Source organism: Kitasatospora acidiphila, from assembly GCF_006636205.1.
GTDB lineage: Bacteria > Actinomycetota > Actinomycetes > Streptomycetales > Streptomycetaceae > Kitasatospora > Kitasatospora acidiphila.
In genome coordinates this window covers 7407120-7424798 of sequence record NZ_VIGB01000003.1, presented here as the reverse complement: position 1 = coordinate 7424798, position 17679 = coordinate 7407120, and the positions used below count along the sequence as shown (strand labels likewise).

Genomic DNA, 17679 nt, shown 5'->3' with positions numbered 1-17679 from the left:
GCACGGTTCTGATGGCGTGTCACCGCGACTGGTGACACGCCATCAGGCGTCTTGGTGCACCTGCCGATCGCGGCTACCGGCCGTCGGCCGTCAGCGCCTCGGCGAGTCGGCGGTTGGTCTCCGCCCAGGCCTCGGGCGACTGCTTGGGCAGCACGTCGTCCCAGAGCGGCAGACAGGTGCCGCGCAGCTGCATCATGCCCTCGGGACGGGCGATCAGCCACCAGTGCAGGTGCGCGCCGCCGTCGCCCCACCGGTTGACATGCACCCGGGCGATCCCGCCGAGAGAGAGGATCGCTCGCTCCACGCGCTGGATCATCCCGCCCATCTCCACCGCCAGCTCGGGCGGCAGATCGACGAGGTCGTGGTGAGCACGCGGGACCAGCATCAGCATCGCGGGCAGCGCGGCCGGCTCGGAGACCGTGCGGACCATCCAGTTCTCGTTCGCCCAGATCACCGTCGGGTCGTCCTCACCGCGCTTGCAGGTGAAGCAGTCCTCGGTGCCGTGCTCACCGTTCCGCGGCGGCTCGGGCAGCACCGGCGGCTCCAGGACCTTGATCTGGATGTCGCCCTCGTACGGGAAGACATCCCAGAACGGGATGCCGTCGGTCGGCAGGGGGATCCGCTCACCGATGGGGAGGCTGCGGACGTACTCACTGGGCTCTATGAGCTGGTTCTCGGTCACGGCCTGGATTGTGGCAGAAAAACGAAGAAGCCCCCACCGAATATTAGGTGGGGGCTTCTTCTGAAGAATTGTTCGGCGGCGTCCTACTCTCCCACAGAGTCCCCCCTGCAGTACCATCGGCGCTGTAAGGCTTAGCTTCCGGGTTCGGAATGTAACCGGGCGTTTCCCTCACGCTATGACCACCGAAACACTATGAAACTATCGGCCGCACCACCGCCTATGCGGTGGGGTCGTTGTTTCAGAACAACACAGTGGACGCGAGCAACTGAGGACAAGCCCTCGGCCTATTAGTACCGGTCAGCTCCACCCCTCACAGGGCTTCCACATCCGGCCTATCAACCCAGTCGTCTACTGGGAGCCTTACCCTCTCAAGGAGGTGGGAGTGCTCATCTCGAAGCAGGCTTCCCGCTTAGATGCTTTCAGCGGTTATCCCTCCCGAACGTAGCCAACCAGCCATGCCCTTGGCAGAACAACTGGCACACCAGAGGTTCGTCCGTCCCGGTCCTCTCGTACTAGGGACAGCCCTTCTCAACACTCCTACGCGCACAGCGGATAGGGACCGAACTGTCTCACGACGTTCTAAACCCAGCTCGCGTACCGCTTTAATGGGCGAACAGCCCAACCCTTGGGACCTACTCCAGCCCCAGGATGCGACGAGCCGACATCGAGGTGCCAAACCATCCCGTCGATATGGACTCTTGGGGAAGATCAGCCTGTTATCCCCGGGGTACCTTTTATCCGTTGAGCGACGGCGCTTCCACAAGCCACCGCCGGATCACTAGTCCCTGCTTTCGCACCTGCTCGACCCGTCGGTCTCACAGTCAAGCTCCCTTGTGCACTTACACTCAACACCTGATTGCCAACCAGGCTGAGGGAACCTTTGGGCGCCTCCGTTACCCTTTAGGAGGCAACCGCCCCAGTTAAACTACCCACCAGACACTGTCCCTGATCCGGATCACGGACCCAGGTTAGACATCCAGCACGACCAGAGTGGTATTTCAACGGCGACTCCACAACAACTGGCGTTGCTGCTTCACAGTCTCCCACCTATCCTACACAAGCCGAACCGAACACCAATATCAAGCTATAGTAAAGGTCCCGGGGTCTTTCCGTCCTGCTGCGCGAAACGAGCATCTTTACTCGTAATGCAATTTCACCGGGCCTATGGTTGAGACAGTCGAGAAGTCGTTACGCCATTCGTGCAGGTCGGAACTTACCCGACAAGGAATTTCGCTACCTTAGGATGGTTATAGTTACCACCGCCGTTTACTGGCGCTTAAGTTCTCAGCTTCGCCCCGACGAATCAGAGCTAACCGGTCCCCTTAACGTTCCAGCACCGGGCAGGCGTCAGTCCGTATACATCGCCTTACGGCTTCGCACGGACCTGTGTTTTTAGTAAACAGTCGCTTCTCGCTGGTCTCTGCGGCCACCCCCAGCTCAGGCAGCACGTGCCATCACCAGGAGGGGCCCCCCTTCTCCCGAAGTTACGGGGGCATTTTGCCGAGTTCCTTAACCATAGTTCACCCGAACGCCTCGGTATTCTCTACCTGACCACCTGAGTCGGTTTGGGGTACGGGCCGCCATGAAACTCGCTAGAGGCTTTTCTCGACAGCATAGGATCATCCACTTCACCACAATCGGCTCGGCATCAGGTCTCAGGCACATGTCGCGCGGATTTGCCTACGCAACGCCCTACACCCTTACCCCGGGACAACCACCGCCCGGGCTGGACTACCTTCCTGCGTCACCCCATCGCTCAGCTACTACCCTGTTGGACCGGCGGCTCCACCACTCCCCTTTGTCCGAAGACTCCGGGGCGGCTTCACGGCCTTAGCATTCAGAGGTTCGCCGTTGGCGCTTCAAAGCGGGTACGGGAATATCAACCCGTTGTCCATCGACTACGCCTGTCGGCCTCGCCTTAGGTCCCGACTTACCCTGGGCAGATCAGCTTGACCCAGGAACCCTTGGTCAATCGGCGCAAGAGTTTCCCACTCTTGTATCGCTACTCATGCCTGCATTCTCACTCGTATACCGTCCACGACTCGATTCCTCGGCCGCTTCACCCGGCACACGACGCTCCCCTACCCATCCACAGCGCCGTTGGGCGTATTCTGTGAATGACACGACTTCGGTGGTGTACTTGAGCCCCGCTACATTGTCGGCGCGGAATCACTTGACCAGTGAGCTATTACGCACTCTTTCAAGGGTGGCTGCTTCTAAGCCAACCTCCTGGTTGTCTCTGCGACTCCACATCCTTTCCCACTTAGCACACGCTTAGGGACCTTAGTCGGTGTTCTGGGCTGTTTCCCTCTCGACCATGGAGCTTATCCCCCACAGTCTCACTGCCGCGCTCTCACTTACCGGCATTCGGAGTTTGGCTAAGGTCAGTAACCCGGTGAGGCCCATCGCCTATCCAGTGCTCTACCTCCGGCAAGAAACACGCGACGCTGCACCTAAATGCATTTCGGGGAGAACCAGCTATCACGGAGTTTGATTGGCCTTTCACCCCTAACCACAGGTCATCCCCCAGGTTTTCAACCCTGGTGGGTTCGGTCCTCCACACGGTCTTACCCGCGCTTCAACCTGCCCATGGCTAGATCACTCCGCTTCGGGTCTTGGGCATGCAACTGTATCGCCCTATTCGGACTCGCTTTCGCTACGGCTACCCCACACGGGTTAACCTCGCTACACACCGCAAACTCGCAGGCTCATTCTTCAAAAGGCACGCAGTCACGGCTGGCCGGCAAGCCGACCAACGACGCTCCCACGGCTTGTAGGCACACGGTTTCAGGTACTATTTCACTCCGCTCCCGCGGTACTTTTCACCATTCCCTCACGGTACTATCCGCTATCGGTCACCAGGGAATATTTAGGCTTAGCGGGTGGTCCCGCCAGATTCACACGGGATTTCTCGGGCCCCGTGCTACTTGGGTGTTCTTCAAGCGAGCCGTACAGATTTCGTCTACGGGGGTCTTACCCTCTACGCCGGACCTTTCGCATGTCCTTCGACTACCCATACGGTTTCTGACTCGCCGACCGGCCGGCAGACCGATCAAGAAAAATCCCACGACCCCTCAAGCGCAACCCCTGCCGGGTCTCACACGCTCAAGGTTTAGCCTCATCCGGTTTCGCTCGCCACTACTCCCGGAATCACGGTTGTTTTCTCTTCCTGCGGGTACTGAGATGTTTCACTTCCCCGCGTTCCCTCCACATACCCTATGTGTTCAGGTATGGGTGACAGCCCATGACGACTGCCGGGTTTCCCCATTCGGACACCCCCGGATCAAAGCTCGGTTGACAGCTCCCCGGGGCCTATCGCGGCCTCCCACGTCCTTCATCGGTTCCTGGTGCCAAGGCATCCACCGTGCGCCCTTAAAAACTTGGCCGCAGATGCTCGCGTCCACTGTGCAGTTCTCAAACAACGACCAGACACCCACACTCAACACCCGCAACGGGGCATCTCGCATGAGACCGGCTCACCGAGGTTCCAGCCTTACGGCCGTTCCCTCAGGACCCAACAACGTGCCCGACACACCCGATCACTTGAACCCGTTCCACGCCGAAGCAGTACTAGGAGACAACCAACCCTGTGTGCCGAATAGTCAACGTTCCACCCATGAGCAACCGTGCGAGACATTCGCTCGCATCCGGCTATGTGCTCCTTAGAAAGGAGGTGATCCAGCCGCACCTTCCGGTACGGCTACCTTGTTACGACTTCGTCCCAATCGCTGGTCCCACCTTCGACGGCTCCCTCCCAAGGGTTAGGCCACCGGCTTCGGGTGTTACCGACTTTCGTGACGTGACGGGCGGTGTGTACAAGGCCCGGGAACGTATTCACCGCAGCATGCTGATCTGCGATTACTAGCAACTCCAACTTCATGGGGTCGAGTTGCAGACCCCAATCCGAACTGAGACCGGCTTTTTGGGATTCGCTCCACCTCACGGTATCGCAGCCCTTTGTACCGGCCATTGTAGCACGTGTGCAGCCCAAGACATAAGGGGCATGATGATTTGACGTCATCCCCACCTTCCTCCGAGTTGACCCCGGCAGTCTCCTGTGAGTCCCCATCACCCCGAAAGGCATGCTGGCAACACAGAACAAGGGTTGCGCTCGTTGCGGGACTTAACCCAACATCTCACGACACGAGCTGACGACAACCATGCACCACCTGTATACCGACCACAAGGGGGCGACTATCTCTAGCCGTTTCCGGTATATGTCAAGCCTTGGTAAGGTTCTTCGCGTTGCGTCGAATTAAGCCACATGCTCCGCTGCTTGTGCGGGCCCCCGTCAATTCCTTTGAGTTTTAGCCTTGCGGCCGTACTCCCCAGGCGGGGAACTTAATGCGTTAGCTGCGGCACCGACGACGTGGAATGTCGCCAACACCTAGTTCCCAACGTTTACGGCGTGGACTACCAGGGTATCTAATCCTGTTCGCTCCCCACGCTTTCGCTCCTCAGCGTCAGTAATGGCCCAGAGATCCGCCTTCGCCACCGGTGTTCCTCCTGATATCTGCGCATTTCACCGCTACACCAGGAATTCCGATCTCCCCTACCACACTCTAGCCTGCCCGTATCGAATGCAGACCCGGGGTTAAGCCCCGGGCTTTCACATCCGACGCGACAGGCCGCCTACGAGCTCTTTACGCCCAATAATTCCGGACAACGCTCGCACCCTACGTATTACCGCGGCTGCTGGCACGTAGTTAGCCGGTGCTTCTTCTGCAGGTACCGTCACTTGCGCTTCTTCCCTGCTGAAAGAGGTTTACAACCCGAAGGCCGTCATCCCTCACGCGGCGTCGCTGCATCAGGCTTTCGCCCATTGTGCAATATTCCCCACTGCTGCCTCCCGTAGGAGTCTGGGCCGTGTCTCAGTCCCAGTGTGGCCGGTCGCCCTCTCAGGCCGGCTACCCGTCGTCGCCTTGGTAGGCCATTACCCCACCAACAAGCTGATAGGCCGCGGGCTCATCCTGCACCGCCGGAGCTTTCCACCCGGAGCCATGCGGCTCCAGGTCGTATCCGGTATTAGACCCCGTTTCCAGGGCTTGTCCCAGAGTGCAGGGCAGATTGCCCACGTGTTACTCACCCGTTCGCCACTGATCCACCCCGAAGGGCTTCACCGTTCGACTTGCATGTGTTAAGCACGCCGCCAGCGTTCGTCCTGAGCCAGGATCAAACTCTCCGTGAATGTATACTCGGCCATGCTTAATTAAAAGCGGCCGGTCGACACTCGCGCAGAGCGGCACAGCAACCACCGGAATAGGGCGGCCCCGTGCACTGCGTCCTCGCTAGTGTTTATTTCAAAAGGAATCTCCAACCCCGATCCGGAAGGATCAAGGCCGGGGATGTCAACATATCTGGCGTTGACTTTTGGCACGCTGTTGAGTTCTCAAGGAACGGACGCTTCCTTCGCAGCCACTTCCGTGGCCCCTCCGGGCGCTTCGTTCTTACTTCGTAGAGCTTATCAGATCAGTTTCACTCCGATTTATCGGAGTTTCACTTTGCCGATCCGCTCTGCCGCCCCTCTCGCGGCGACTCAGGAACTGTACGGGCACCCAGCCGCCACAAGCAAATCGGGCCTCGGGCATTCTGGCAGCAGTCCGAGGGAGGGTCGATTCGTGAACATGACAGAACGGCTGTCAGAACAGCTGGCCGAAGCAGTCGAGGCGCTCGTCCAGGTCTGCCGGGAGTTCCCGGTGGCGGTCGAGGTGTTTCCGAGCGCGGTCGTCGAGCCGCACCGCGTGGTCGTCCTCCTCCCCGGCGGCGGGTTGAACGCCCGCGCCAGCTTCGCCACCGCCGGCGACCGCAGCCTGGCGGAGTTCCTCGCCGCGGCCGGCTATCTGCCCATCGGCGTCACCCCGCGCGAGGACGCCGCTGACGCGGCCGACGCCCGCGAGGCCGCCGACTGGGGCCTGGCCGCTCATCGCACCGATGTCGAGCGGGTGCTCACCGCCGTCGACGAGTACCTCGGCCTGCCTTATGACCTGCTCGGCCACTCGGCGGGCGCCGCGCTGGCACTCGACCTGGCAGCGCAGTCGGGATGTGCGGCCGGGCGGGTCCTGGTGCTGGACACCACCGGTCCGTACGACCCGGAGACCGAGCCCGACTGGTCCGCTCGGGCGGCCGCGCTCTGCGACGAGTTCCAGCGGCGGCTCGCAGCGGGCGAGTTGCTCCTCGACCCCGGCTTGAAGGCCGCCTTCGCCGCCTTCTCTGCCACCGGCGGGAGCCCGGAGGTCCGGGAGCGGCTGACCCTGGCACTGACCAGGACCAGTGAGCTGCCGGGCCCGGTGAACTGGATCTACCACCGCGGGCACAGCGCCGGCGGCGAGTCGCTGGACCTGGACGTCTGGGCGCGGGCGATGGCGGAGCTGGGCAGCGGGGTGCAGCCGCTGGCGATGCTGCGGGACCTGGCCGCGCTCTGGGCCGGTCGCGAGGAGGTGTACCGGATCGACTGGTCGGCGATCCGCGCCGACGTGGTCTGGGTCAATGGCGGACTGGGCCGCGGTGACCATGACCTGGGAGCCCGGCTGATCCGGGCGGGCGGGGCGCGGGTGGACTACCGGGTGGCGCCGGGCTTCGGCCACGGCGACATGGTCTGGGCGTCGCAGGCCCAGGACGCGGTCTGGCCGCTGCTGCTGGATCAACCAATCCAGTAGCAGCGGCCAGCGGTCCGGGTCCTCGGGAGGACTACCGCGCCATCTCCTCCGCGATCGCCGCGGCGAAGGCGTCGATGTCCTCCTCCGTGGTGTCGAAGGCGGTCATCCAGCGCACCTCGCCGGTGTGCTCGTCCCAGAAGTAGAAGCGGTAGCGCTTCTGCAGCCGCTCGCTGACCTCGCGCGGCAGGATCGCGAACACCGCGTTGGCCTGCACCGGGCGGACCACGGTGATGCCGTCGATGCCGCGCACGGCCGTCTCCAGGCGCTTGGCCATGGCGTTGGCGTGGCCGGCGTTGCGCAGCCAGAGGTCGCCGGTGAGCAGCGCCTCGAACTGCACCGAGACGAAGCGCATCTTCGAGGCGAGCTGCATCGACATCTTGCGCAGGTACTTGATGTTGCGGACCCGCTCGGGGTTGAGCACCACCACGGCCTCGCCGAACAGCAGGCCGTTCTTGGTACCGCCGAAGGACAGCACGTCGACGCCGGCCTCGGTGGTGAACTCGCGGAACGGCAGGCCCAGCGTGGCGGCCGCGTTGGCCAGTCGGGAGCCGTCCATGTGCACCAGCATGCCGCGCTCGTGGGCGTGGTCGCAGATCGCCTTGACCTCGTCGGCGGTGTACAGGGTGCCGAGCTCGGTGCTCTGGGTGATGGAGACGGCGAGCGGCGACGCGCGGTGCTCGTCGTCCCAGCCGTAGGCCTGCCGGTCGATGAGCTCGGGGGTGAGCTTGCCGTCCGGCGTCGGCACCAGGTGGAGCTTGATGCCGGCCATCTTCTCCGGCGCGCCGCACTCGTCCACGTTGATGTGGGCGCTCTCGGCGGCGATCACGGCGCCCCAGCGCGGGAGCAGGGCCTGCAGCGCGACCACGTTGGCGCCGGTGCCGTTGAACACCGGGTAGGCCTCGGCGCGGTCGCCGAAGTGCCGCTTGAAGACGCTCTGCAGGTGCTCGGTGTACTGGTCCTCGCCGTAGGCGATCTGGTGGCCGCCGTTGGCCAGGGCGATGGCGGCCAGGATCTCCGGGTGGACACCGGCGTAGTTGTCGCTGGCGAACCCGCGGGCGGCGGGGTCGTGGTGGCGCACTGCGTCGGTGGGGTTGCTCATTGGGCTGTCAGCCACAGGTGCTGTCCGTTCAGTTCTGCTGCGGGGCGGGACCAGAGGTCCGCCAGGTGGTCGGCCAGGTCGGCGGTCTCGGTGAAGCCGGTGAACTTGGCCTCGGGCTTCTCGGCCCGCATCTCGGGAGTGAGCAGGGCCTTGATCACCAGGATGACGGCCGCCGCGGTGGGGGTGCCGTCCGGGTCGGTGGTCTGCTTGGTGAAGGAGTGGGCCATGGCGAGGGTCCAGGCCTCGCTGGCGGCCTTGGCGGCCGTGTAGGCGGCGCCGCCCTGGGTGGGCTTGTGCGCGGCCGCGGCACCGATCATCGCGTAGCGGCCGTCCGTGCTGCGCAGCAGGGCGGGCTGGAAGGCCAGCGAGGTGTGCTGCAGGGTGCGCAGCACGGTGTTGTGCAGGAAGTCCCAGTCCTCGAGCTTGGTGTCGGTGAAGGTCTTGCTGCCGCGCCAGCCGCCGACCAGGTGGAACAGGCCGTCGACGTGGCCGTGCTCGGCCTCCAGGCGGTCGGCCCAGTCCTTGACCTGCTCCAGGTCGAGCAGGTCGATGACCTGGGCGTGCACCGTGGCGCCGGGGACGGCGGCGCGCACCTGGTCGACTGCCGCGTCCAGGCGCTGCTGGTCGATGTCGGCGGCGATCACCACGGCGCCGCCGGCGGCGACCCGGCGCAGCACGGCCTGGCCGGCCGGGCCGCTGGCGCCGGCGACCACGATCACCTTGCCGGTCAGGTCAGCGGTGGGGTTGCTCATGCGGCGATCTCCTTAGGACCGTTGCCGGTGATGCCGGTGGTGGCGGCGATGACCCCGCGGAGCTTCTTGGCGAGGGCCTCGTAGAACATGCTGAGCGGGAACTCGTCCGGGTGGACGGCGTCGCAGAGCGCCTTGTTGAGCGTCTTGGCGTCGCTGTCCAGCGGCAGCGCCTCGGGGCCCTTGGCCCAGGTGGAGGCGGGGTGCGGGGTGAGGTACTTGGAGACCAGCTGGTAGGCGGCGATCCAGTGGGCGGTCTTGGGGCGGTCGATGCCGGCCCGGTAGAGCGCCTCGATCTCACCGCAGAGCGCGTTGGTGACCTCGGCGGCGCGGTCCCAGTCGATGCTCAGCTTGTTGTCGCGCCAGCGCAGCGCGTCGTGCTGGTGCAGGTAGGCGAAGAGCAGCTGGCCGCCCATGCCGTCGTAGTTGCGCACCCGGCCGCCGGTGACCGGGAAGCGGAACATCCGGTCGAAGATGATCGCGTACTGCACGTCGCGGCCCTGGGGGTAGCCCTCGGCCTCCAGTCGGACGGCCTCCTTGAAGGCGGTCAGGTCGCAGCGCAGCTCCTCCAGGCCGTACATCCAGAACGGGCTGCGCTGCTTGATCATGAAGGGGTCGAACGGCAGGTCGCCGTGGCTGTGGGTGCGGTCGTGGACCAGGTCCCAGAGCACGAAGGTCTGCTGGGAGCGCTCCTGGTCCGAGATCAGCTCGGCGGCGTCCTCGGGGATCTCCAGGCCGAGCAGCCGCACGGCGGACTCGGAGACGGCGCGGAACCGGGCGGCCTCGCGGTCGCAGAAGATGCCGCCCCAGGTGAAGCGCTCGGGGGCCTTGCGGACGGCCACGGTCTCCGGGAAGAGGACGGCCGAGTTGGTGTCGTAGCCGGCGGTGAAGTCGGTGAAGGTGATCGGCACGAACATCGGGTTGTCGAAGCGGGTGCGCTCCAGCTCCGCCAGCCAGTCCGGCCAGACCACGCTGAGCAGCACGGCCTCCAGGTTGCGGTCCGGGTTGCCGTTCTGGGTGTACATCGGGAAGACGACCAGGTGCGGCAGGCCGTCGACGCGCTCGGCGGCGGGCTGGAAGGCCAGCAGGGAATCGAGGAAGTCGGGCTCCCGGTAGCCGGTGCCGGCCCACTTGCGCAGGTCGACCTGGACGGCCTCCAGGTACGCGGCGTCGTGCGGGAAGAGGGGGGCGAGCTCCTGGATCGCGCCGAGCACGGTGTCCAGCAGCGGGTCCACGGTGGAGCGCTGGACGGTGTTCAGGTCGATCGAGCCGTCCTTCGACTGCAGCGGGCGCAGCGTCTCGACGGCGTCCTTGAGGCGCAACCAGGCGGGGTGCTCGGCCAGGGCCGCCGCCGGAAGGTCGGTCGCCGCGGTGGGCTTCGACGAAAGATTCTGCATGGGAGACCTGCTTCGACAGAAGGTATTGAGTCAAGAACACGATAAGGACGAAAGGTTCTCCTGTTCAAGGGGGGCAGGTGAGAGAAACTGCGGACCCCTCGCCGGCCGGCCGCAAACCCTGCGGTCCGCAGGTGCCGATCACCCCCGTTCGAGCGTCACCGCAGGTCCGCCCGCCCGCCAGCCGACGGGCTCAACTGGCCCTCCCCCGGCGGGCGCTGCGTCACCTCCGCGGAGCCCGCACCTCCGTGCGCCCCGCGCGCGCCCTGCTCATGGCCGTCACGCCGCGCGATCGTGGTGACACGCCGCCGGTGGAACGCACCCGGCGGCCCGGAGGGGGCGAGCGATGCACGGACCGGCCGTCCTGAGCTGGCTGCTGGCGCTGCTCACCACCGCCACCGGCGTGCTGTGCCTGCTGCGGCTGCGCGGCCGCGGTGGGCACGGGGCGTGCTCCTCGGACGCGGCGGAGGCCGCGATGGGCCTGGGCACCGCCGCGATGATCACGCTCGGCGACCGGCTGCCGGCCTCACTCTGGGTGGCGCTCTTCGGGTTGCTGGGCGCCGGCGCGCTGACCGCCGCGCTCGGCCGCCGGGCCGACGGGCAGCGGGCGCACCAGCTGCACCATGCGGTCGGCGCGGCGGCGATGGTCTACATGGCCCTGGCGATGCGGGCCCCCGAGCGGCATCCGGGCATGGTGATGTCCATGGGGCTGCCGCCGCTGACCGGCCTGCTGCTCCTCTACTTCGGCGGCTACGCACTCTGGTCCGGCAGCCGGCTGCTGACGGCGGACGGGGTGGCCACCGGCGGCGGACCGGCCCCGCAGGCCTGCCGACTCGCCATGGGCATCGGCATGTTCGCGATGCTGCTGGCGCTCTGAGGAGGCGGGCGGCCACTCGGGCGCCGACGGCAGCTGACGCAACGTGGTGGTGTTGGTCACGGCCGGGGGCCGATGGTTCCGCGCGCCGGGGTGAGCGCCTAGATTGAGCGCAGCGTTCTGTCGCGCCTTCCCTCAGGGGGGACTTGCTGCCATGACGGCCCTGCTCGGCCTGCTGCTGCTCGGATTCGTGCTCGCCACCGGCGGGCCCCTCCTGCTGGCCCGGGCCCGCTGGGTCGACCGGGAACCGGTGCTGGCGCTGCTGGTCTGGCAGTGCCTGGTGGTGGCGGTGCTGCTGTGCTGCGCGCTGGGCCTGCTGCTCTCGGTCGCGGCCGCGCTGCCCGCCGTGCGCACCATGGTCTTCACCGGCGCGCCGCCCGGCGTGGAGGCCGCCTACGAGCTGGTCGACACCGAGGGCTGGGGCCGGCTGTGCGCGGCGCTGCTGGCGCTCGGCGGGGTGTGGACGGCGGTCTCGCTGGTCCGGGAGATCCGCGCGGCCCGGGCCCTGCGGGAGAGCCGGCATCGTGAACTGGCGCACCGGGCACCGGAACTGCCCGCCGGCATCGGGCTGCCGCCGGCCCGCCGGGAACGGCTGGTGGTGCTGGAGAACGGCCGCCCCGACGCCTGGTCGCTGCCCGGCCCGCAGTCCCGGCTGGTGGTCACCACGGGTGCGCTGCGCCGGTTGACCGACCGCGAGTTGGAGGCGGTGCTCAGTCATGAGCGCGGCCATGTGCGGGCCCGGCACCACTGGTTGTCGCAGGGCGCGCAGGCGCTTGCCGCGGGCTTCCCCAGGGTCGCGGTGTTCACCGCGTTCCGCGACCAGGTGGGCGAGTTGGTGGAGTTGGCGGCCGACGACCTGGCGGCCCGCCGGCACGGGCGGATGACCACGGCACACGCGATGGTCGAGATCAACGCCGGGCGCGGGGTGTTCGAGGGCTGCTCCGGGGCGCACGGGCCGGGCCAGTTGGCGCAGGCGCCGCGCCGGGTGGACCGGCTGCTGGCGGGCGAGCCGCGGCTGCCGGTGGGCACCCGGTTGCGGCTGACCCTGCTGGCCCTGGCCGCGCCGGCCACCGTGCTGCTGCTCGCGGCCGCGCCGGGGCTGGGTGCATTGCGTTAGCGATCCCGGCTTGCGTCAGCGATCCCGTGCGTCAGCGATCCCAGCTTGCGTCAGCGATCCCGTGCGTCAGCGATCCCAGCTTGCGCTAGCGATCCCGTGCGTCAGCGATCCCAGCTTGCGCTAGCGATCCCGTGCGTTAGCGATCCCAGGGCCCCACCGGAACCCCAAGAACCGCTAGCCGCAGCTTGGTTGACGTTCCACCAGGGTCTGCCGCAGCACCGAGCGGTGCAGCGGCTTGGCCTCCTGGTAGCGCTGCCGCCCCTCGTCCGAAAGCAGCACGAAGACGCCCCGGCGGTCCTCCGTGCACATGTGGCGCTCGACCAGGCCGCCCTTCTCCAGCCGGCCGATCAGCCGGGAGAGCGCACTCTGGCTCAGATGCACCTTCTCGCCGAGCTCCTGGACCCGCAGCTTCCCGGGGCAGTCGCCGAGCGTCTCGGCCAGCCGCTCCAGCACCTCGAACTCGCTCATGCCGAGCCCGAAGCGCTCCCCCAGCTCACGATCCAGGGCGCAGGCAGTGGCCGCGTGACGAGCCAGCAGCTCGCGCCAGGCGGCGACCAGGTCGGCCGACTCGGCCGCGTCAATGTCGGACACGGCGCCGACCTTATCACATGCACATGAACAATATGCAACGGCATTAAATCTACTTGCATTGATTGCACGTGCATGTAGTGTCTTGCCCATGCCGACTCACACCCCACCAACCGACCGGATACCGCAGACAACTGACGCACCGTCCGGAACCGACCCCTGGAGCCCACGCCTCTGGGGCGCCCTGATCGTGCTCTGTGCCGCGCTCTTCCTGGACGCCTTGGACGTCTCCATGGTCGGCGTCGCTCTGCCGTCCATCGGCGCCGACCTGAAGCTGTCGACGTCGACCCTGCAGTGGGTGGTCTCCGGCTATGTGCTCGGCTACGGCGGGCTGCTGCTGCTCGGCGGCCGGGCCGCCGACCTGCTGGGCCGGCGCCGGGTGTTCCTGATCGCGCTCGCCGTCTTCGCCGGCGCCTCGCTGCTCGGCGGTGTGCTGGACGACGGCGGCCTGCTGATCGGCGCCCGCTTCCTCAAGGGCGCCAGCGCCGCATTCACCGCCCCGGCCGCGCTCTCCATCATCACCACCACGTTCCCCGAGGGCCCGGCCCGCAACAAGGCACTGTCGATCTTCACCACCTGCGGCGCCAGCGGCTACTCGCTGGGCCTGGTGCTCAGCGGCCTGCTCACCTCGCTGAACTGGCGCTGCACGTTCCTGATGCCGGTCCCGGTGGCCGTGATCGCCCTGGTCTTCGCGCTGCGGGTGCTGCCCAAGCACGCCCATGAGCGCGGCGACGGCGGCTATGACGTGCTCGGCGCGATCACCGGCACCGCGGCACTGCTGCTGCTGGTATTCACCGTCACCGAGGCGCAGAGCGTGGGCTGGGCGACGGCCCGGACCATCGGTTCGCTGGTCGCGGTCGCGGTGCTGCTGACCGCCTTCCTGGTGATCGAGCAGCGCACCGCGCACCCGCTGGTCCGGCTCGGCATCTTCCGCAACGGCGCCGTGGCCCGGGCCAACTCGACCGCGTTCCTGCTGATGGGGTCGTACGCCGGCTTCCAGTTCATCATCGCCCTCTACCTGCAGCGGACGCTGCACTGGTCGGCGCTGCAGATGGGCTTCGGGCTGCTGCCGGCCGGCGCGCTGGTCGCCCTCTCGGCCACCAAGATGGGCGCGATCGTGGACCGCTACGGCACCGGCCGGCTGCTCCCGCTGGGCAGCCTGGCGATGCTCATCGGCTACGCGCTGTTCCTGCGGCTCGGCCCGCACGGCACCTTCCTGGGCCTGGTGCTGCCGACCATGCTGCTGCTCGGCATCGGCTTCGCGCTCTTCTACCCCTCGGTCAACATCGCCGCCACCAACGGCGTGGCCGACGAGGAGCAGGGCCTGGCCTCCGGGCTGGTGAACACCGCGATCCAGGTGGGCAACGCCCTGGTGCTGGCGGTGACCACCGCCGTGCTCACCGCCGGCAGCCACGGCGGCACCAGCGCGCATGACCAACTCAACGGCTACCGACCGGCGTTGGTGCTGGTCACGGTGGTGGCGCTGGCCGGCCTGCTGATCACCGCGGTCGGTGCGCTGCTGGACCGCCGACGGGCCGGGGTGCACCATCCGGTGCCGGACTACGATTACCGGCGGGCCGACTCCGGGGCGGCCCTCAAGGAGCGGGTCTGACGGACCGGCAGTTCCCGAGGTCGACACCCACCGAACCGGCGCCACCGCGCCGTTCGGTGGGTGTCGGTCTCACCAGTCCCCCGTTCTGGTGAGACCGACACCGGCCCCGTACGGACCCGCACCAGCCATCGCCTCGGGTGCAGGTCGGCCACTCTCGGTCAGCGTAAATTGACCCAGAGCCAACCAACGTACGGAGCTGACACGATGGCACCTCGCGGGGAATCGGTCAACGAGGAGATGCGACTGCGCTCCCGGCGCCGGCTGATGCGCGCCACGGTGGAACTGGTGGACCAGCGCGGATACGCCGCCACCACACTTGCCGACATCGCCGAACGCGCCGGGCTCGCCCGCGGACTGGTCTCCTACTACTTCGACGGCAAACGACTGCTGATGCAGTCCGCCACCCACCGGCTGATGCACCTGGAGCTGGCCGCCGCACTCGCCGAACTGCCGCCGGACGCCTCACCACCGCAGCGGCTGGCCGCGGCGATCGACCAGATCCTGCACACCGCACTGGACCACCCCGGGTGATGCGCTCGCACCTGGCGCTGATCCTCGACCCGGACATCGGCGGCTTCGTCCAGGACCCGGAGCAGCAGCAGCTCGGCGCGATCCTGCGGGAGGTGCTGGCGGGCTGGGGCGCGCCCGATCCGGCCGCCGAACACGCGGTGCTGCGCAGCGCGTTGATGGGCGGTTGCATCGGCGTGCTGCTTCCCGGCGCGCAGACCCCGCTGCCGCCGATCCGGGCCGACCTGTTCGCCCGCTACGGCCTGCCCTGGGAGTTGGGGCGACCACCGGAGGGCGGCAGTCCCGGTCGGCCGGACTGGGCGCACCTGGCCTCCGGCTGACCGGGTCGCCGGGTCAGCTCTCGGCCAGGATCGAGGTCAGCAGGTCGGTGGTCTTCTCCGGGGTGAGGCTGTCCACGCAGAGCCGTTCCATCACCTGCACGTAGGCGTCCACGTCGTCCCGCTTGTCCAGGTAGAGCGCGCTGGTCAGCTGCTCCAGGTAGACCACGTCGGCGAGGTCCTGCTCGGGGAAGCGCAGGATGCTGAAGGCGCCGCTCTCCCCGGCGTGCGCCCCGAACCGGAACGGCATCACCTGGATCACCACGTTGGGCTGCTCTGCGATGTCGATCAGGTACTGGAGCTGGCCGCGCATCACCTTCGGCCCGCCGACCGGCCGGCGCAGCGCCGCCTCGTCGATCACCGCCCACAGCCGCGGGCCCTGACCCTCCGCCAGCAGCTTCTGGCGGCGCAGCCGCAGGCCGACCAGGCGCTCGACCTCCTCCTCGCTGAGCGCCGGGCTGCTCTGGGTGAAGACGGCGCGGGCGTAGGTCTCGGACTGCAGCAGGCCGGGGATGAACTGCACCTCGTAGGTGCGGATCAGCTAGGCGGCCTCCTCCAGGCCCACGTAGGTCTGGAACCAGCCCGGCAGCACATCGCTGAAACTGTGCCACCAGCCGGACTTGTTCGCCTCGCGGACCAGGCCGAGCAGCGACTCGCGCTCCTCGCCGTCGGTCACGCCGTAGAGGGTCAGCAGGTCGGCGACGTCGCGCTCCTTGAAGCTGACCCGCCCGAGTTCCATCCGGCTGATCTTCGACTCCGAGGCGCGGATGGCATAGCCGGCGTCCTCGCGGGTGACGCCGCGGGCCTCCCGCAGCCTGCGCAGCTGGGAGCCCAGGAGGATCCGGCGCACCATCGAACCGCCGCCGGGCTGCACTGTGGTCATGCCGTTGGAACCTCCGACTCAGGAAATCAGCGCACAGTCTGCCATCATCCGGCCGCTCACAGTGCCTGTACCAGTACAAGGATCTACCAATTTTGCATCGGCACGTCCATCGGCACATCCATCAGCACGTACGGATGCACGTGCATCCGGCGTCTGCATATGCCAATAGTGCGACTGCACGTGAATCGACTCTTGCATCCGCCGTGAGCACAGAGCACGATGGTGCACGTGCAGTTGCACGCCCCCTGTGACAGTCCCGCGGGCTTCGTCGTCGACCCCATGCATCCGGTCGAGGCGATGGCGAAGCGGCCGAGCGAGTCGGAGGTGACCGGCATGACCCCGCCGGGTCCAGCCGTGTCCGCCCCCTTATGGGAGGAGCTCTTCATGGGCACCGGTACGGCGCTTGCCATCGACCCTGACGTGGTCACCTGCACGCTCCCCCCTCGCTATGACGCGGTGAAGACCGCCCGCGACTTCACCAGAACCTCCCTGCAGCGCTGGGGCCTTGGCGACATGTTCGACGATGTCGCCCTGGTCGCCTCGGAGTTGGTCACCAACGCGCTGCGGCACGCGATCGGCCAGCCGACCGCGGCGGACCTGCCGGGCCGGCAGCCGTTCCCGATCCAGCCGGGCCCGGTCGACGGCCGGCTGCCGATCCGGATCAGCCTGGTCCACCGGGGGGACCAACTGGTCTGCGCCGTCAGCGATCCGAGCTGCCAGGGGCCGGTCACCCGGGAGGCCGACTTCGTGGCCGAGTCGGGCCGGGGGCTGCACCTGGTCGATTCGTTCAGCCGCTCCTGGGGCTGGCACCCGCTGGCCTCCGGGACCGGCAAGGTGGTCTGGGCCGTTTTCCAGGCCGAGGGGCACCGACTTCGCTGTCCTCCGCGGCAGTTGACGCCGCGTCGATCGGACGTCACCGCCGCTCAGCCTGACGGGCCCATCCGCCCGACCGAACGCCGCGCCGTCGCGCGGCGTTTCGCGTTCCCGGGGCCGACCCGCGGGTCCAGCCTGCGGTTGCCGGAGCGAGCAGCCGAACCGCGCGGCCGAACTGCGCAGCCAACCCGGGGGTCCAACCGACAAGGGGCGCCGAGGACATGCGAAACGCCGCCGCAGACTCCCCTGTGCCGCGGCGGCGCCCAGTCCGATCGGCAGGCCCGGCAAGCGGCCTGACGGTGGCTCG

General features: G+C 67.1%; 12 protein-coding genes, 3 rRNA genes and 1 pseudogene. 7 read left to right on the top strand and 9 right to left on the bottom strand.

Going from position 1 to position 17679, the window contains the following annotated elements; translation table 11 throughout:
• Positions 1 to 73 precede the first annotated feature (73 nt).
• The 4 genes from E6W39_RS35060 to E6W39_RS35045 all read right to left on the bottom strand — a co-directional run bounded on the left by E6W39_RS35060 (position 74) and on the right by E6W39_RS35045 (position 5870).
• Positions 74 to 682 carry an HIT family protein gene (locus tag E6W39_RS35060; RefSeq protein ID WP_220140310.1) on the bottom strand — a complete coding sequence of 203 codons (609 nt, stop codon included), beginning with the start codon at positions 680 to 682 and terminating at the stop codon, positions 74 to 76.
• A 70-nt stretch (positions 683 to 752) separates the two neighbouring features.
• Positions 753 to 869, bottom strand: a 5S ribosomal RNA gene (gene rrf, locus E6W39_RS35055).
• Between the two features lie 80 nt (positions 870 to 949).
• Positions 950 to 4068: ribosomal RNA gene (locus E6W39_RS35050) — 23S ribosomal RNA — on the bottom strand.
• A 280-nt stretch (positions 4069 to 4348) separates the two neighbouring features.
• Positions 4349 to 5870, bottom strand: a 16S ribosomal RNA gene (locus tag E6W39_RS35045).
• Together the 16S, 23S and 5S rRNA genes form the textbook arrangement of a ribosomal RNA operon.
• Positions 5871 to 6300: 430 nt before the next feature.
• Here E6W39_RS35045 and E6W39_RS35040 point away from each other — a divergent pair.
• On the top strand, positions 6301 to 7338 hold the full coding sequence (locus E6W39_RS35040; protein WP_181799585.1) for a hypothetical protein: 1038 nt from the start codon (positions 6301 to 6303) through the stop codon (positions 7336 to 7338).
• A 31-nt stretch (positions 7339 to 7369) separates the two neighbouring features.
• On the opposite strand, the gene E6W39_RS35035 is transcribed toward E6W39_RS35040, so the two are convergent.
• The 3 genes from E6W39_RS35035 to E6W39_RS35025 are packed head-to-tail and all read right to left on the bottom strand — an operon-like array spanning position 7370 to position 10583.
• Positions 7370 to 8437: a threonine aldolase family protein gene (locus E6W39_RS35035; protein ID WP_141636889.1), complete on the bottom strand. Its 1068-nt coding sequence runs from the start codon at positions 8435 to 8437 to the stop codon at positions 7370 to 7372.
• Complete coding sequence (locus tag E6W39_RS35030) at positions 8434 to 9189, bottom strand: SDR family NAD(P)-dependent oxidoreductase (RefSeq protein WP_141636888.1); 756 nt, start codon at positions 9187 to 9189, stop codon at positions 8434 to 8436. Before E6W39_RS35030 ends, E6W39_RS35035 begins: the two co-directional genes overlap by 4 nt.
• Positions 9186 to 10583: a DUF6421 family protein gene (locus E6W39_RS35025; protein WP_141636887.1), complete on the bottom strand. Its 1398-nt coding sequence runs from the start codon at positions 10581 to 10583 to the stop codon at positions 9186 to 9188. Before E6W39_RS35025 ends, E6W39_RS35030 begins: the two co-directional genes overlap by 4 nt.
• A 343-nt stretch (positions 10584 to 10926) precedes the next feature.
• Between E6W39_RS35025 and E6W39_RS35020 the strand changes: the two genes are divergently transcribed.
• Positions 10927 to 11457, top strand: coding sequence for a DUF5134 domain-containing protein (locus E6W39_RS35020; protein WP_141636886.1), 531 nt, complete (start codon positions 10927 to 10929; stop codon positions 11455 to 11457).
• A gap of 151 nt (positions 11458 to 11608) precedes the next feature.
• The gene (locus E6W39_RS35015; protein WP_141636885.1) at positions 11609 to 12571 is read left to right on the top strand and encodes a M56 family metallopeptidase; all 963 of its coding nucleotides are present in this window, start codon (positions 11609 to 11611) and stop codon (positions 12569 to 12571) included.
• Between the two features lie 174 nt (positions 12572 to 12745).
• Here the strand turns inward: E6W39_RS35015 and E6W39_RS35010 are convergent, their stop codons facing one another.
• On the bottom strand, positions 12746 to 13162 hold the full coding sequence (locus E6W39_RS35010; protein WP_228718531.1) for a MarR family winged helix-turn-helix transcriptional regulator: 417 nt from the start codon (positions 13160 to 13162) through the stop codon (positions 12746 to 12748).
• An 88-nt stretch (positions 13163 to 13250) separates the two neighbouring features.
• Here E6W39_RS35010 and E6W39_RS35005 point away from each other — a divergent pair, with 88 nt between their 5' ends.
• The 3 genes from E6W39_RS35005 to E6W39_RS44355 all read left to right on the top strand — a co-directional run bounded on the left by E6W39_RS35005 (position 13251) and on the right by E6W39_RS44355 (position 15619).
• Complete coding sequence (locus E6W39_RS35005; protein ID WP_141636883.1) at positions 13251 to 14771, top strand: MFS transporter; 1521 nt, start codon at positions 13251 to 13253, stop codon at positions 14769 to 14771.
• A gap of 204 nt (positions 14772 to 14975) precedes the next feature.
• Entirely contained in the window at positions 14976 to 15302 is a 327-nt protein-coding gene (locus tag E6W39_RS44360; protein ID WP_407658552.1) for a TetR/AcrR family transcriptional regulator, read from the top strand.
• Positions 15302 to 15619, top strand: a complete 318-nt coding sequence (locus tag E6W39_RS44355) for a hypothetical protein (protein ID WP_407658551.1) — start codon at positions 15302 to 15304, stop codon at positions 15617 to 15619. Before E6W39_RS44360 ends, E6W39_RS44355 begins: the two co-directional genes overlap by 1 nt.
• Positions 15620 to 15632: 13 nt before the next feature.
• On the opposite strand, the pseudogene E6W39_RS34995 reads toward E6W39_RS44355, so the two are convergent.
• Positions 15633 to 16469, bottom strand: a pseudogene (locus E6W39_RS34995) (helix-turn-helix domain-containing protein).
• Between the two features lie 258 nt (positions 16470 to 16727).
• Between E6W39_RS34995 and E6W39_RS43790 the strand changes: the two are divergent.
• On the top strand, positions 16728 to 17669 hold the full coding sequence (locus tag E6W39_RS43790; RefSeq protein WP_323809128.1) for an ATP-binding protein: 942 nt from the start codon (positions 16728 to 16730) through the stop codon (positions 17667 to 17669).
• The last annotated feature ends 10 nt before the right edge of the window (positions 17670 to 17679 follow it).